Source organism: Faecalicatena contorta, from assembly GCF_001404335.1.
Taxonomy (GTDB): Bacteria; Bacillota; Clostridia; order Lachnospirales; family Lachnospiraceae; genus Faecalicatena; species Faecalicatena contortus_B.
On record NZ_CYZU01000009.1, the window covers coordinates 55,823 to 70,934 of the forward strand.

A 15,112-nucleotide genomic window follows, 5' to 3' on the forward strand; every position below is an offset into this window, starting at 1 on the left:
AATGCAGTTTGGAAAAACAAGTTTAAAAGCGGATAAAAAAATAAGGCAGGTGTCAAGAAAAAATACTTGACACCTGCCCTGCTTTTTAGTATGATAACAAAGGTGATGATTGTGAATGAGATTTTGGAACAGGCGTTGTTATATGATTTTTATGGTGAACTACTCACGGATCACCAAAAAGAGATTTATGGGCAGTTTGTGCTGGAAGATCTGTCATTAAGCGAGATTGCGCAGTCTGAAGGGATCAGCAGACAGGGTGTCCACGACCTGGTCAGGCGCTGCCAGAAGATTCTGGAAGGGTACGAGAGCAAGCTGCATCTTGTTGAGAAGTTTCTTTCTGTAAAAAAGATGGTGCAGGAGATTAATGATGTGCTTGACTCTTACGAGAGTCGGGATGTGGAGCCGGAAGTAATGGCTGAGAGAATCCGGAGGATTTCGGATACTATTATAGAGGAGTTATAGAATGGCATTTGACAGTTTAACTGAAAAGCTTCAAAACGTATTTAAAAACCTCCGCAGTAAGGGACGGCTTACGGAAGACGATGTGAAGACGGCCCTGAAGGAAGTAAAGATGGCGCTTCTGGAAGCAGACGTCAATTTTAAGGTAGTCAAGGGATTTGTCAAAGATGTACAGGAACGCGCGGTCGGGCAGGACGTGATGAACGGACTGAATCCGGGCCAGATGGTTATTAAGATCGTAAACGAAGAGATGGTCAAGCTGATGGGATCCGAGACGACGGAGATACAGCTGCAGCCGGGCAGTGCGATCACGGTGATTATGATGGCGGGCCTTCAGGGAGCCGGTAAGACGACGACTACAGCTAAGCTGGCCGGAAAGTACAAGTTAAAGGGCAAGAAACCGCTGCTTGTGGCATGCGATGTATATAGGCCGGCAGCAATCAAGCAGTTACAGATAAATGGAGAGAAGCAGGGTGTGGAAGTATTTTCCATGGGGGATAAGAACAAGCCTGCGGACATTGCAAAGGCCGCTTATGAACATGCGGTAAAGAATGGCAACAACATTGTGATACTGGATACCGCCGGACGTCTTCACATTGATGAAGATATGATGGGGGAGCTTCAGGAGATTAAGGAGGCAGTCACAGTGCATCAGACGATCCTGGTCGTGGATGCAATGACCGGACAGGATGCGGTTAATGTTGCCGGAAGTTTCCATGAAAAGATCGGAATTGACGGAGTCATTGTTACGAAGCTGGACGGTGACACCCGGGGCGGTGCGGCGCTGTCAATCAAAGCCGTAACCGGAAGGCCGATTTTATATGTAGGTATGGGAGAAAAACTTTCCGACCTGGAACAGTTTTATCCGGATCGAATGGCTTCCCGTATTTTGGGTATGGGGGATGTCCTGACTCTGATTGAAAAAGCAGGGGCGGAGATAGACGAAGAAAAAGCCAAAAAGATGACAGAGAAGATGAAGAAGGCCCAGTTTGATTTTGATGATTATCTGGAAAGCATGAGCCAGATGAAAAAGATGGGCGGTCTGTCAAGCGTCATGAGCATGATGCCGGGACTCGGCGGCATGAACTCGAAGCTGCCGGATTTGGATTCCGAGGAAAATGACAAGAAAATGGCCCGGATGGAGGCTATGATCCATTCCATGACACTGGAGGAACGCAGCAACCCGGATCTGTTAAATCCATCCAGAAAGCACCGAATAGCCAGAGGCGCCGGCGTGAATATATCAGAAGTGAACCGTATGGTGAAGCAGTTCAATGAGGCCAGGAAGATGATGAAGAAACTTCCGGGCATGATGGGCGGCAAAGGTGGTAAGAAAGGCAAGTTTAGGCTTCCTTTTTAACACATAAATTAACAAAAAAGAAAAAATAATAAGAAGAGGTGAAAAAAATGGCAGTAAAAATCAGATTAAAAAGAATGGGACAGAAGAAGGCTCCTTTCTATAGAATCGTAGTTGCAGATTCCAGATCTCCAAGAGATGGTAAGTTCATCGAGGAAATCGGAACATATGATCCGAACCTGGAGCCAAGCGGAATCAAGGTAGACGAGGAAGCAGCTAAGAAGTGGTTAAACAACGGAGCTCAGCCTACAGAAGTAGTAGGAAAAATCTTGAAAGCAGCAGGCATTGAGAAATAAGCTGTTCCGCGGAGGTGGCTTAGATGAAAGAATTAGTTGAAGTAATTGCGAAAGCATTAGTAGACGAACCGGACAGCGTTGTTGTGACTGAAAGACAGGACGGCAGGACTACTGTGTTAGAAGTTCGTGTCGCTGACGGCGATATGGGCAAGGTTATTGGAAAACAGGGCCGTATTGCAAAGGCGATCCGTTCTGTAGTGAAGGCAGCTGCTGCCAAGGAAGATAAGAGAGTTGTTGTTGATATTATACAATAGCAGAATTTAAGGGGACAGCCTTCATGCGCCAGCATAAAGAGACTGCCCCTTTCCTTTTATCTGTAAAATGGCGGGTGTCTGACTCATTTTATGGAGACTGGACGAGATGCAGTCTTATGTGACGTTAAATTAAGAAAACAGATACAGGAGAAGAATATGGAACAGTTCTTACAGGTAGGGGTGATTTCCTCTACTCATGGAATCCGCGGGGAAGTCAAGGTGTTCCCGACGACGGACGATGCGGCTAGATTTAAAAGTTTAAAACAGGTGATACTTGATACGGGAAAAGAACACATTCTCATGGAGATACAGGGCGTAAAGTTTTTTAAGCAGTTCGTCATTGTAAAGTTTAAGGGAATTGATGATATAAATGATGTAGAAAAATATAAAGGAAAAAGCCTGCTGGTGTCCCGGGAGGATGCGGTCAGCCTGGAGGAGGACGAGTACTATATCGCGGATCTGATCGGTATGAAGGTGTACACAGAGGACGGTGAGTTCGGCGTGCTGAAGGATGTGATCGAGACCGGAGCGAACGAAGTCTATGTGATAGAGTCACCGGAACATGGAGAGGTGCTGATCCCGGCGATTCACGACTGTATACTGGATGTGAATGTGGAGGAACAGACGATGAAGGTGCATCTGCTGGAGGGACTTATATCATGAATTTTCATATACTGACTTTATTCCCGGAAATGGTGATGGACGGGTTGAATACAAGCATAATAGGGCGGGCTGTGAATAACGGCCTGCTGTCAATTGAGGCCGTAAATATCCGGGATTATGCATTTAATAAACACCAGAGCGTGGATGATTATCCTTACGGTGGAGGGGCCGGCATGCTGATGCAGGCGGAGCCGGTGTATCAGGCGTACCAATCGATCGCCGGGAGGCTGGAGAAACAGCCCAGGGTGGTGTATCTTTCACCGCAGGGAAAGACTTTTACTCAAAAGATGGCGGAGGAACTGGCGCAGGAAAGTGAACTGGTGCTTCTTTGCGGGCATTACGAGGGGATCGACGAGAGGGTGCTGGAAGAGATTGTGACGGATTATGTCTCCATTGGGGATTATGTGCTTACAGGGGGAGAACTTCCCGCTATGGTCATGGTGGATGCGATATCACGGCTGGTTCCGGGTGTTCTGCACAATGACGTGTCGGCGGAATTTGAATCCTTTCAGGATAACCTGCTGGAATATCCGCAGTATTCCAGGCCGGAGGAATGGCATGGAAAAAAAGTGCCGGAGGTGCTGCTTTCCGGGCATCATGCAAATATTGAAAAGTGGCGGCGGGAACAGGCTGTATTGAGAACCAGGGAACGGCGGCCGGATCTGCTGGAGAAGAGGGGCGGGGTGTAAAGAGCCATTTCCTTTAATAGTATGGAAGAACAAAGTATGCAAGCCCCTCAAGAGTGAGGGGCTTGCATACTTTGGCAATGCCGCAGTGCGCCTTATGGCTATATATCTTATTGCGGCATCCCCCGGAGGGGGTTATATAATAGGAAAGTGCACTGCACATTCCTATTATATAAAAAGAGATCGCCATAAATGACGATCTCTCGGTTACAAAATTACTAGGATTTCTCCTACGTTTACAACATCATACTAGCATAAAGCAGTAGATATGTCAAACTATTTTGTAATCTATATTAGCATATGTACTAGGTTTTAAGCTATACCACAAGTTTTCATTTTCTTACTGATTTCATTCAAAATGGCTGGCTTCACATCACCAATCTTTTGGTAATGTACTCTGGATAAGCTTACCTGTGTAATACGTGTCACATTAGCCCACCTGTCCATCAAAGGATATCCGTATACTTTGTCCACTTTTACATTATAGTCCATACTTTTAGGCTCTTGAGAGGAAAGCGGTATAACAACCAGGGAATCCTTGAGGTTTTTTAATATAATGGCAGGATGTCTGCCGCCAAATTCACTGCCGATGTTATATCCAAAATCTACTCATACAACAGCTTTACGTATTAAAACCAAAGAACGGGAAATTAGTTCTATAGCATCATTTGGAATAGCGCTTTTTTTGACGGAAATAACGTATTTACCGGTGTCTTTATTGTATTGATAATACTTGGTTACGACAGCTTGCTTTTCAGGGAGGAGCCACTGAAAAGAAGATGGTTTGATGGTATTAGGCAAGGCAGAGGGAGGGATTTGAAAAGACTTTTCATTCATAATTAAATTAGTTTTTAGGGATGTCCATTTATAGTATTCATTTGCTAATTTAATCTGTTCTGGTTCGGTGTGATTTGTATGAGTAAAATGTTTCCGCAATGTGTAAACGGCTTCATCAAAAGAGTGGCTTGCATCTTCCAGTGTTGCTGTATGCTTCATAGATTTCTCCTTTTGGAATTATGATTTTATTTTAGCAGATTTTCTGGCATAGTACAACAGGAGAAAGAATCAAACTAACAAACTAAAAGTGATGAATTGGAGGAAGGGTTTCTTAAATAAGGTCTAGACGAGTATTCTGTTAGTGCACCTTCAGGACAAACTGCGGGCAAACATTTTGCAGGTTATTTAAAGAGGGATATCTGTGCGCATTTCGTGATGCTTCCTCAGATATCCCATTCCTTAATATTGGCAGAGTTTTACTGAATCTGAGTTTAATAGGTAAACAACTGGGTCCAGTAGTTAGTTCCGGAGGCGTTCTGATAGAGCCCTACCCCTATTGTGGTGTAATTCTTATTGAGAATATTGGCTCTGTGTCCGTCACTGTTCATCCAGCCGTTCATAACCTGCTCAGGAGTTTTCTGTCCCCAGGCAATGTTCTCGCCGGAACCTCGGTAGGTGACGCCCTGCTGTGTTAATGCAGTGCTGAAGGAACTGCCGTCCGGGCGTGTGTGTGAAAATGAGGTCTCGATTTCTTTCGCACGGACCTGAGCGGCTGCCTGTACAGACACGTCTGCTTTGACAGGGGAAAGACCGGCTTTGGCGCGTTCCTGGTTTACCAGAGTTACGACCTGCTGGATGAATGCGTTATCGCTCTCGTCAACATCCGGCTGCTCGGGAGTTTCCGGTTGATTATTGTCCGGAAGCTCTGGGGTACCAGGCTGGTTTCCGTCCGGGAGATCCGGATTCTCCGGCTGTCCCGGAATGATGCAGTCAAGCCAGTCCGGGATGGTGCAGTCATAGCCGAGTGCTTCAAGTTTTTGTTTGAGTTCCTCTGTGCTGCTCAGAGGGCCTGCAATATAGATCCCTTTGGATTGAAGCACCTGTCTGGTTTCTTCAATAGATACCGCCTGTACTGTGAGGGGCGAGAATCCTGCTGTTCCTATGGCTGCTGCAGTGAGCAGAGCCGGTAATATCTTATGTTTCATGAATATGTACCTCCTAAAATGTTGTTTAATTGTTACAAAAATATTACGGAATGATCGTATCATGAAAAAAAGAAGAAATATACAGGTAACATCTGGAATGACGGCAGTTTCTATGGTAAACTATATTTAATTTGCTGCCGCAAGAAGGTATAATTGGGCAAAAGCCCCCAGATAGGCTGAGCAGCGATAACAGTTCAGGCTTGCCTGAACTGTTACGAGTAACGTGGAAAAGAGACGAAAAAAGGCTTGAAACTTATAGGAAAGTATGGTAAAATACAACAGTTGTGAAATGAAAAGCGATGGTCCTCTGATGCAATAACAGACTTGCTGGTATCGGATATTTTATTGCAGAGCATCTGCACGGAATCGTGTGTGCTGTGTGACAGGAATACTGATAGGAACATGTAAGCAGGCATTAAGAACGTCTAAATATTAAGGAGGTCACACAATGAACGATATTATTAAGAGTATTGAAGCAGAGCAGTTAAAAGAGAATGTACCGGAGTTTAATGTAGGTGATACCGTTAAAGTATATGCCAAGATTAAAGAGGGTAACCGTGAAAGAATCCAGGTTTTTGAGGGAACAGTCCTGAAGAAACAGGGGGGAAGCACAAGAGCTACTTTCACAGTAAGAAAGAATTCCAACGGAATCGGCGTTGAAAAGACTTGGCCGTTACACTCACCAAACGTTGAAAAAGTAGAAGTTGTACGTAAAGGTAAAGTAAGAAGAGCGAAACTGAACTACTTGAGAGACCGCGTTGGTAAGAGAGCAAAGGTAAAAGAATTAGTAAAATAGTAACTATGAGAGGGACAAGTACAACATGTATATTGTCCCTTTTATATATCATGAAGATATTCAGTGAATTTTACTGCAGACAGTTTCGGGTTGCTGTTTACAGGCTCGCCTTTGAACAGTACCAGTTTTGGCAGTTTATAGGGGAAGAATATGCGGGATTTAAACTTTCGGAAAAAGCGCCGGGGACGGGCGAATCAGAAGCGCAGGCGGAAAAAGAAACAAGAGCTGAAGTTTGACACCGGCAGGCCGGAACTCCGATTCCGGAGAGAAAAGACCCAGGCACAGAAGCAGAACAGGGGAGAGATTGCGAACTGGATCGTGCAGATTATCATTGTCTGCGCCATAGCTTTTATGCTCGTCTGGTTTTTTGGACAGCGGGTCAGCAATGCAGGGGACTCCATGAAGCCTGTTTTGAAGAATGGAGATGTTGTTCTGGTAAACAGGCTTGTTTATAATGCAAGCAAACCAAAACGCGGCGATATTGTTGCGTTTAAGCCAAACGGAAACGAAAATACTCATTATTCTATTAAAAGGATTGTCGGACTTCCGGGGGAAACCGTGCAGATTAAAGACGGAAAAGTCTTTATTAATGAAGAAGAAGTGACACAGCATATTTTTGCGGAGGATATAGAGGAGGCAGGAATCGCCGATGAGCCGCTGCAGTTGGGCGGGGATGAATATTTTGTGATGGGCGATAACCATGCCGGCAGCGATGACAGCCGGATGGCAGACATCGGTAATGTAAAACGAAGCGAAATCTTTGGGAAGGTCTGGTTCGTGGCCAGTCCGGGCCCGGATTTTGGCTTTGTCAGGAGATAGAGGAGGAGTACAGATGCATTTTCAGTGGTACCCGGGTCATATGACCAAGGCAAAACGCATGATGCAGGAAAATATAAAGCTGATAGACCTTGTCATTGAGCTGGTGGACGCCAGAATTCCGGTGAGCAGCAGAAATCCCGAGATCGATGATCTGGGAAAGAACAAGGCCAGGCTGATACTGCTGAACAAATCGGATTTAGCAGAGGACAAGTGGAATGATGCGTGGGCAGAATATTTTAAGGAAAAAGGATATTCCGTAGTAAAGGTGAATTCCAAAAAAGGCGGAGGGATTAAGTCCATACAGGGCGTAATCCAGGAGGCCTGCAAAGAGAAGATAGAAAGAGACAGGAAACGGGGAATACTGAACCGTCCCGTCCGGGCAATGGTAGTGGGGATTCCGAATGTTGGAAAATCTACGTTTATTAATGCACTTGCAGGGAAGGCCTGTACAAAGACCGGCAATAAACCCGGCGTAACAAAGGGAAAGCAGTGGATCAGGCTCAATAAAAATGTGGAGCTTCTGGATACTCCGGGAATACTCTGGCCCAAATTTGAGGATCAGACCGTGGGACTTCGGCTGGCATTTATCGGATCTATAAAGGATGAGATACTGAATACAGAGGAACTGGCTATGGAATTAATTGGATTTTTGAAGCAGTCCTATCCCGGAATTCTGGAGGAAAAATATCAGATAGAGGAATCGGAAGATCATTTTGCCTGCCTTAGAAATATCGCGGAGAGCAGGCACTGTCTGGTAAAGGGAAGCGAGCTGGACACGGAAAAAGCCGCCCGTCTTATGATGGACGATTTCCGCAATGGCAGGCTGGGAAAAATAACACTTGAATTTCCTCAGGATTATGCATAATATAGAAAGAGACGCCAGAAAGAAGGTTAAGATATGGACCAGGAAAGAAGCATCATAAGAGAACTGCTTGGCTGGATCGTGTATATATTGATTATTGTTGGGCTGACCTATGTGATTATTACATTTGTTGGTCAGCGCACACGTGTCAGCGGCTCTTCTATGGAGACGACACTGTCGGACGGAGATAATCTGATTGTGGATAAGATCTCATTCCGTTTTCGAGAACCAAAGAGATATGAAATCATCGTATTCCCTTATCAGTATGAGGAGGATACATACTATATAAAACGGATTATCGGACTGCCGGGAGAGACTGTGCAGGTGATGGGAGGCCGTGTGTATGTTGACGGGGAAGAACTTGATGAACACTATGGAAATGAAGAGATGCAGGATCCGGGGATTGCGGAGAATCCGATCACTTTGGGAGAAGATGAGTATTTTGTACTGGGAGATAACCGGAACCACAGCGCGGACAGCCGTGACGCCAGTGTAGGAGTCCTGCATAGAAAAGACCTGCTGGGAAGGGCCTGGATTCGCATATGGCCATTAGACAGGTTCGGGGTGATCAAACATGAGTAACAGTATCCGCAGTATTAAATTAGAGTTTGAACAGGCAGAGCCCCGTGAATTATCGGTACTATACGAAAAATATGAGGGGGATTCCCGCAGCGGGGTACAGAATCTGATTGCCAGGTATAAAAAACAGGAAGCAAAGCTGAAGGAAGAACGATTCCGTCTGGAGCAGATGAGATGCTATGAAAAGAAGTATCAGGAACATACATTTATCTGCGGCATTGACGAGGTGGGCAGAGGACCTCTGGCAGGCCCGGTAGTAGCGGGAGCAGTGATCCTTCCCAAAGATTGTGAAATCTTATATATCAACGATTCTAAAAAGCTCTCAGCGAAAAAGAGAGAAGAGCTTTACGACGAGATTCTGGATAAAGCGGTAGCCACAGGGATCGGGATGGCCAGCCCCGCAACCATTGATAAAATCAATATACTCCAGGCTACATACGAAGCCATGCGCATAGCAGTGCAGGAGCTGAAAACGGCTCCCACGCTTCTTTTGAATGATGCGGTTACCATACCGGGAATCACGCTTCCCCAGGTACCGATCATCAAGGGGGATGCCAAAAGCGTTTCAATCGCCGCGGCAAGTATCATCGCCAAAGTGACCAGAGACCGGCTGATGGCAGAATATGACAAGATCCTGCCCGGTTACGGGTTCGCAGAGAATAAGGGATATGGCTCTGCTGCTCATATCGAGGCTTTGAAAAAATTGGGACCGACACCGATTCATCGGGTATCTTTTATAAAAAACTTTGTTTCAGAATAAGATTTGTGGTGTTTTCTGGGTACAGGATGAAATGCCATACCGCAAATACAGACGGTATGGCAGGTGTTGGCAATAGGGTGTGGAATCGTTACTATGCACGGCCCATAGGCCGTGAAAAGTAACGTGAAATTGCAGTAGTAACAGAATATGAAATATGCAGAAAAGCAGAATAACCGGAGAACCGGCACGGACTATGAAAAGGCGGTCGGATACTATCTGGAGCAGCAGGGATATGTAGTTCTGGAATATAATTACCGCTGCCGCATCGGAGAGATCGATCTGATCGCAAGAGACGGGGAATATCTCGTATTCTGTGAGGTGAAATACCGTCGGGATTCAGGGAAGGGCAGCCCTCTGGAGGCGGTAGGCTCAAAGAAGCAGAGGGTGATTTACCGCTGTGCCTCACATTATCTGATGGTGCATGGCCTTACGGAGATACCGTGCAGGTTTGATGTGATCGGGATTGAAAGAGGTAGGATTACACATATCCGGAATGCTTTTTGCGGATGACAGAAAGGGAGTATATGAGCTTAGGACTGCAGTATAAAGATCAGAAAAAGATTTTTCAAGAGATAGAGACGGATACTCCATATTTGGAATATCCGTTGTTTCAAAATACGGGGATCGTGCATCATGGATTTTCAACCAGACTGGGGGGCGTCAGTGAGGGGTGCTATTCTTCGCTGAATTTGAGCTTTACCAGAGGGGATAAAGAAGAATCTGTGAGGGAAAACTTCAGGAGGATTGGGGAAGCTATGGGGATAAAATGTGAAAACATGGTATTCACCCAGCAGACTCATACCGCAAATGTCCGCGTGGTTACGGAAGCAGACCGCGGAATGGGGATAACCCGGGAGAGAAGTTATACGGATGTGGATGGGCTTGTGACAAACGTTCCCGGTATATGTCTGGTTACGTTTTTTGCGGACTGCGTGCCGCTGTACTTTGTGGACCCGGTGAGAAAGGCGGTGGGCTTAAGCCACTCAGGGTGGAGAGGAACTGTATCCAAGATTGGCAAAGTGACGGTAGAACTGATGGAGGAACAGTATGGCTCCAACCCTTCGGATATCCTGGCGGCGGTAGGGCCGTCGATTTGCCAGGAATGTTATGAAGTAAGCGAAGATGTGATTGAACAGTTTAAACTGCATTATAAAGAGGAATTCTGGGGAGAGTTATTTTACAGGAAAGAAAACGGCAGATATCAGCTGAATCTCTGGAGGGCAAATGAGCTGGTCTTTCTTGAGGCGGGGATAAAACAGGAACATATTGCGGTGACAAATCTGTGTACACACTGCAACAGTGAAATCTTATATTCCCACAGAACGGCAGGAGATAAGCGGGGAAACCTGTGTGCTTTTCTGGCCCTGAGGGAAAAGACAGAATAAGGAGGCTTGAATATGATATTAGCAGCATCTGATTTGAAATCGGCGGAGGAAGTGGCGGCAGAGGTGACAGGGGAAGTGAACCGTGTGGCCGAGTATTTTCAGGAACATCTTCCGGCGCTGATCGGATTTGGGATAAGAGTCGTTCTTGCATTTGTATTCTTTCTGGCAGGGCGTGTGGTAATTCGATGGATCCAAAGGATTGTGAAGCATTCGCTGCAGCGCACCAGCGCCGACCAGGGCGTCATCCAGTTTGTAGATTCTCTGTTAAAATTCAGTTTATATGCGCTGCTGATTTTTACGATTGCTACAAAGCTGGGCGTGGAATCGTCTTCTGTAGCGGCACTGATTGCTTCTGCCGGTGTCGCAATCGGCCTGGCGCTGCAGGGCAGTTTATCCAACTTTGCGGGAGGCGTGCTGATCCTTTTGCTGAAGCCCTTTGTGGTAGGAGATTATATAATAGAGGACACAGGGAAAAACGAGGGAACCGTAAAGGAGATTCAGATATTTTATACAAAGCTGTCTACCGTTGATAATAAGACGATTGTGATTCCAAACGGTACGCTTGCGAACAGCAGCCTGACAAATGTTACCGCCAGGCCGGAGCGTCAGCTGGACCTGAAAGTGGGGATCGCCTATCATGCCGATCTGAAAAAGGCGAAAGCGCTGCTGGAGGAGCTGCTGACAAAGGATGACGCGATTATGCAGGATGAGGATATCAAGGTGTTTGTGGATTCTCTGGCGGACAGCGCGGTGATTCTGGGCCTGCGAGCGTGGGTAAAAACAGATGAGTTCTGGCCCACGAAATGGCGGCTTTTGGAAGAGATTAAGCTGACTTTTGACAGGGAAGGAATTGAGATACCATATAATCAGCTGACGGTGCATATGTACGGGGAAGAAAAGTAAAGGAGCTGGACTAAATGCTGGCAGTTTTTTTATCACCTGTTTATATTTTGCTGAATGTTTATATGCTTAGATGGCTGCTGCGGTGGATGAAGACCTGCAGCAGCCATTTTGGCAGAAAAAGCGTGCGGGCTGCTATAATCGCAGTATATATCATTTTGTCGACGGCAGTACTGACCGGATTTCTGTTTCCGCCGGGGGAGCTGGGACGTCTGCTGAAGCTGACCGGAAATTACTGGCTGGGGGTAATGCTTTACTCCTTGCCTGTGATTGGCGCGGCGGATGCGATCCGGCTGATCCTGCGGCGGTTCGGGCGGTTATCCGGGTCTGAGGAGGCCGGCAGAAAGCGGCTTGCTGTGACCGGCGCTGTTTGTATTACAGCGGCGGCTGTTCTGTGTATAACGGGAGCGGTAAATGCCAGGATTGTGCGGGCTACGGATTATGATATTACGGTGAATAAAGATGCGGGAAGGCTGAAAGAGCTCAGGATTGTGCTGGCAGCGGATTTGCATATGGGGTACAATGTGGGCTGTAGCCAGATTGAGAAGATGGTGGACAGGATTAATGAGCAGAGACCCGATATCGTAGTGCTTGCAGGGGATATTTTTGATAATGAGTATGAGGCGCTGGACGATCCTGAACGCCTAATATCTATCTTAAAAGGGATTCGGAGCCGGTACGGAACCTATGCATGTTATGGAAACCATGATATAGAGGAGAAGATTCTGGCTGGCTTTACATTTGGAGGAAAGAGGGATAAGAAGGAAAGTGATGTCCGTATGGATGCCTTTTTGGAAAAGGCGGGGATCACACTTCTGCAGGATGAGGGCCTGCTGGTGGATGACAGCTTTTATCTGTACGGGCGGCCGGATCTGCACCGGCCCGGCAGGGGGATTAGAGAGCGGAAGACTCCGGAAGAAATCACGGCGGACATGGACAAGCGCCTGCCGATTATCGTGATCGACCATGAACCGGCTGAACTGGATGCGCTTGCCGGCGCGGGAGTGGATATGGATCTGTGCGGACATACGCATAATGGGCAGACATTTCCTGGTAATCTGACAATCGGCCTGATGTGGGAAAATCCTTATGGTTATCTGGAGAAAGGGCAGATGCATAATATAGTGACCTCGGGAGTCGGCGTGTTCGGGCCTTATATGAGAGTAGGGACTAAGGCGGAGATTTGTACGGTGAGAGTTGAGTTTAACGGATGAGGGGCATGGATCAGAAATTATAATGTTAATAATACAGGGAGAACAAACATGGCTATTTCAAATATGAAAGCAACGTTCCAATGTGAGATCCAGAAAGTATGGAATATCGTAACTTCACTTGATAATTATTCATGGAGAAGTGATCTGGACAGGATAGAAGTGATCGACGAAAACAGATTTATTGAATATACAAAAGAGGGATATGCCACAACCTTTACAATTACAAATACAGAGCCTTGCCGGCGATGGGAGTTTGATATGGATAATGACAACATGAGCGGGCACTGGATTGGCATTTTTACGTACGCGAACGGAATAACCACCATCGATTTCACAGAAAATGTCACGGCCAAAAAACTCATGATGAAGCCTTTTGTCAAGTCGTACCTGAAAAAACAGCAGTCTGCTTATGCTGCGGATCTTGAAAAGGCAGTCTCCACTCTCTAACACAATTAACAAAAGCAATATGCTATTATAATTATAGAACAGTTCAAGGAATTGTTCGAGGTATTTCTCATTAACATGTCTCCTTTGATACGGCGCCGATTTTTATGATCCTAGGGGGCTTTTAGTCATGACCTTTCAAATATGCCGCGATGTAATCCGCCAAACAAGTATCCTGAAACAGGGTGCTTTTTTTGTGGATAAAATCCAGCATCAATTTAATAAACGAGAAATTACCAGATATTTTATATCCTGTACATTGCAGAATGAGAGGTGAAAAATGAGAGTTATACAAAATTATTTACAAACACAAACATCCTACAGAACTGTCAGCGATTCGATGTATGACAAGATAGGCGAATGGCTTACCTGGTATCAGAATGCCGGCGGACCTGTGGTTTCGGAAGGGGCTGCAGAGAGTATGCTGAAATACCGCAGGCTGGGGCTGGCAAAAAAAGTCTGTGAGGACTGGGCAGATCTGCTGATGAATGAAGGGATCTCTGTAACGGCAGGGAGTTTTGACAGCCGGCTGAATCAGATTTTGGAAGAAAATCACTTTACAGTCAGAGCAAAACGCATGTTAGAAACGTCCTTCGCACTTGGTACAGGAGCATTTACAGAGTATCGGGATCCGGATGGAAACATACGGCTTGATTGCATTCGGGGCGATATGATCTGCCCGATTACCTGGAATGGAGGAGAAATTACAGAATGTGCATTTGGTTCAGTCAGGACTGTAAATGGGAATGATTACATTTATCTTCAGATTCACAGGAAGGGGATGCCGGGAATCGGAGAAAACAGCAGTCTTTACTACATAGAGAATAAATACCTGGATGCAGTGACCGGGGAAACAGCCGAACTTCCGACAGGTATGCAGGAAGTCGTTCCGACAGGGTGCAATATGCCGATGTTTCAAATTACTACTCCAAATATAGTAAACACCCAGGAGCCTGACAGCCCGATGGGAAGTTCTGTTTATGCGGATGCAATTGACCTGATTGAAGGCTGTGACCTGATCTATGACAGTTACATGAATGAGTATATTTTGGGTAGGAAAAGGCTTCTCGTTCCCTATTCTGCCGCCAGGATGATGCAGACACAAAACGAAGGGGGCGCAATGCCTGTATTTGACCCTAATGCCGCAGTTTATTTTACCATGCCGGGAGAGCAGGAACGAGACCTGAAGCTGACAGAGCAGGATATGAACATCCGTATTACCGAGCACGAGCAGGGGCTTCAGAAATGTCTGGAACTTTTATCGCTGAAGTGCGGCATGGGGGCCGGATGGTACAGATTAAAGGACGGCAGGGTAAAAGCGGACAGGGGGAGTATAGCGGATAAAACAGATTTATACCGTAATCTGCAGAAACATAGGATTCCCATAAAAATGGCCGTTAGGGCAATGGTCAAGTGTCTGCACTTTTTAGAAAATGCCACGGATGAGATTGAGGTTCAGGTTTACTTTGATGATTCAGTATTAGAGGATCCCGATACAGTCGTTGACAGAAATATCAGGCTGGTACAGGCGGGATTAAGGTCAAAGCAGACCGCGATTCGTGAGATCATGAAGTGCTCGAAGGAAGAGGCAGAGCAGGAACTGGCTTTGATTGCTGCGAATCCACAAAAGGAGGTACTTATATGAAGTACACGAGT

The 15,112-nt window shown here is 46.1% G+C and carries 19 protein-coding genes and 1 pseudogene; 17 read left to right on the forward strand and 3 right to left on the reverse strand.

All coding sequences use genetic code 11. The annotated features are described in order from the left end of the window. Window positions 1-90: 90 nt before the first annotated feature. The 6 genes from ylxM (at window position 91) to trmD (ending at window position 3,718) form a co-directional block, all read left to right on the forward strand. On the forward strand, window positions 91-462 hold the full coding sequence (gene ylxM / locus ARB69_RS06450; protein ID WP_025656900.1) for a YlxM family DNA-binding protein: 372 nt from the start codon (window positions 91-93) through the stop codon (window positions 460-462). 1 nt (window position 463) lies between these two features. Next, window positions 464-1,819, forward strand: a complete 1,356-nt coding sequence (gene ffh, locus ARB69_RS06455; protein ID WP_055152055.1) for a signal recognition particle protein — start codon at window positions 464-466, stop codon at window positions 1,817-1,819. Window positions 1,820-1,866: 47 nt separating this feature from the next. Then, window positions 1,867-2,112 (forward strand): 30S ribosomal protein S16, encoded by a 246-nt coding sequence (rpsP, locus tag ARB69_RS06460; protein WP_009003357.1) that lies wholly within the window; start codon window positions 1,867-1,869, stop codon window positions 2,110-2,112. A 23-nt stretch (window positions 2,113-2,135) separates the two neighbouring features. Continuing rightward, entirely contained in the window at window positions 2,136-2,366 is a 231-nt protein-coding gene (locus ARB69_RS06465; RefSeq protein WP_025656902.1) for a KH domain-containing protein, read from the forward strand. Window positions 2,367-2,522: 156 nt separating this feature from the next. Beyond that, window positions 2,523-3,029, forward strand: coding sequence for a ribosome maturation factor RimM (rimM, locus tag ARB69_RS06470; RefSeq protein WP_055152058.1), 507 nt, complete (start codon window positions 2,523-2,525; stop codon window positions 3,027-3,029). Further along, window positions 3,026-3,718: a tRNA (guanosine(37)-N1)-methyltransferase TrmD gene (trmD, locus tag ARB69_RS06475; RefSeq protein WP_055152061.1), complete on the forward strand. Its 693-nt coding sequence runs from the start codon at window positions 3,026-3,028 to the stop codon at window positions 3,716-3,718. The genes rimM and trmD overlap by 4 nt, the downstream gene beginning before the upstream one ends. A 309-nt stretch (window positions 3,719-4,027) precedes the next feature. Here the strand turns inward: trmD and ARB69_RS28440 are convergent. The 3 genes and pseudogenes from ARB69_RS28440 to ARB69_RS06490 form a co-directional block, all read right to left on the reverse strand. Then, window positions 4,028-4,312, reverse strand: a pseudogene (locus ARB69_RS28440) (type II toxin-antitoxin system PemK/MazF family toxin); the annotation flags it as partial. 12 nt (window positions 4,313-4,324) lie between these two features. Then, the gene (locus ARB69_RS06485) at window positions 4,325-4,711 is read right to left on the reverse strand and encodes a hypothetical protein (protein ID WP_055152067.1); all 387 of its coding nucleotides are present in this window, start codon (window positions 4,709-4,711) and stop codon (window positions 4,325-4,327) included. Window positions 4,712-4,983: 272 nt separating this feature from the next. Continuing rightward, window positions 4,984-5,697, reverse strand: coding sequence for a CAP domain-containing protein (locus tag ARB69_RS06490; protein ID WP_055152070.1), 714 nt, complete (start codon window positions 5,695-5,697; stop codon window positions 4,984-4,986). A gap of 448 nt (window positions 5,698-6,145) precedes the next feature. Between ARB69_RS06490 and rplS the strand changes: the two genes are divergently transcribed. From rplS to ARB69_RS06545, 11 genes are all read left to right on the forward strand, one after another. Then, window positions 6,146-6,493: a 50S ribosomal protein L19 gene (gene rplS, locus ARB69_RS06495; protein WP_025656905.1), complete on the forward strand. Its 348-nt coding sequence runs from the start codon at window positions 6,146-6,148 to the stop codon at window positions 6,491-6,493. Between the two features lie 150 nt (window positions 6,494-6,643). Further along, window positions 6,644-7,312: a signal peptidase I gene (lepB, locus tag ARB69_RS06500; RefSeq protein WP_050639578.1), complete on the forward strand. Its 669-nt coding sequence runs from the start codon at window positions 6,644-6,646 to the stop codon at window positions 7,310-7,312. Window positions 7,313-7,325: 13 nt separating this feature from the next. Further along, window positions 7,326-8,177, forward strand: coding sequence for a ribosome biogenesis GTPase YlqF (gene ylqF, locus ARB69_RS06505; RefSeq protein ID WP_050639579.1), 852 nt, complete (start codon window positions 7,326-7,328; stop codon window positions 8,175-8,177). 33 nt (window positions 8,178-8,210) lie between these two features. Continuing rightward, window positions 8,211-8,756, forward strand: a complete 546-nt coding sequence (gene lepB / locus ARB69_RS06510; protein ID WP_050639580.1) for a signal peptidase I — start codon at window positions 8,211-8,213, stop codon at window positions 8,754-8,756. Continuing rightward, window positions 8,749-9,513, forward strand: coding sequence for a ribonuclease HII (locus ARB69_RS06515; protein WP_050639581.1), 765 nt, complete (start codon window positions 8,749-8,751; stop codon window positions 9,511-9,513). The genes lepB (ARB69_RS06510) and ARB69_RS06515 overlap by 8 nt, the downstream gene beginning before the upstream one ends. Window positions 9,514-9,660: 147 nt before the next feature. Then, window positions 9,661-10,023 carry a YraN family protein gene (locus tag ARB69_RS06520; protein WP_055152073.1) on the forward strand — a complete coding sequence of 121 codons (363 nt, stop codon included), beginning with the start codon at window positions 9,661-9,663 and terminating at the stop codon, window positions 10,021-10,023. Between the two features lie 14 nt (window positions 10,024-10,037). Beyond that, window positions 10,038-10,898 (forward strand): peptidoglycan editing factor PgeF, encoded by an 861-nt coding sequence (gene pgeF / locus ARB69_RS06525; protein WP_050640009.1) that lies wholly within the window; start codon window positions 10,038-10,040, stop codon window positions 10,896-10,898. Window positions 10,899-10,910: 12 nt separating this feature from the next. Next, a complete protein-coding gene (locus ARB69_RS06530) occupies window positions 10,911-11,801 on the forward strand; it encodes a mechanosensitive ion channel family protein (RefSeq protein ID WP_050639583.1) in 891 nt (296 codons plus the stop codon). Window positions 11,802-11,815: 14 nt separating this feature from the next. Then, a complete protein-coding gene (locus tag ARB69_RS06535) occupies window positions 11,816-13,012 on the forward strand; it encodes a metallophosphoesterase (RefSeq protein WP_055152076.1) in 1,197 nt (398 codons plus the stop codon). Window positions 13,013-13,060: 48 nt separating this feature from the next. After that, window positions 13,061-13,459: an SRPBCC family protein gene (locus tag ARB69_RS06540; RefSeq protein WP_050639586.1), complete on the forward strand. Its 399-nt coding sequence runs from the start codon at window positions 13,061-13,063 to the stop codon at window positions 13,457-13,459. 277 nt (window positions 13,460-13,736) lie between these two features. Continuing rightward, window positions 13,737-15,101 (forward strand): phage portal protein, encoded by a 1,365-nt coding sequence (locus ARB69_RS06545; protein WP_055152077.1) that lies wholly within the window; start codon window positions 13,737-13,739, stop codon window positions 15,099-15,101. Window positions 15,102-15,112 lie beyond the last annotated feature (11 nt).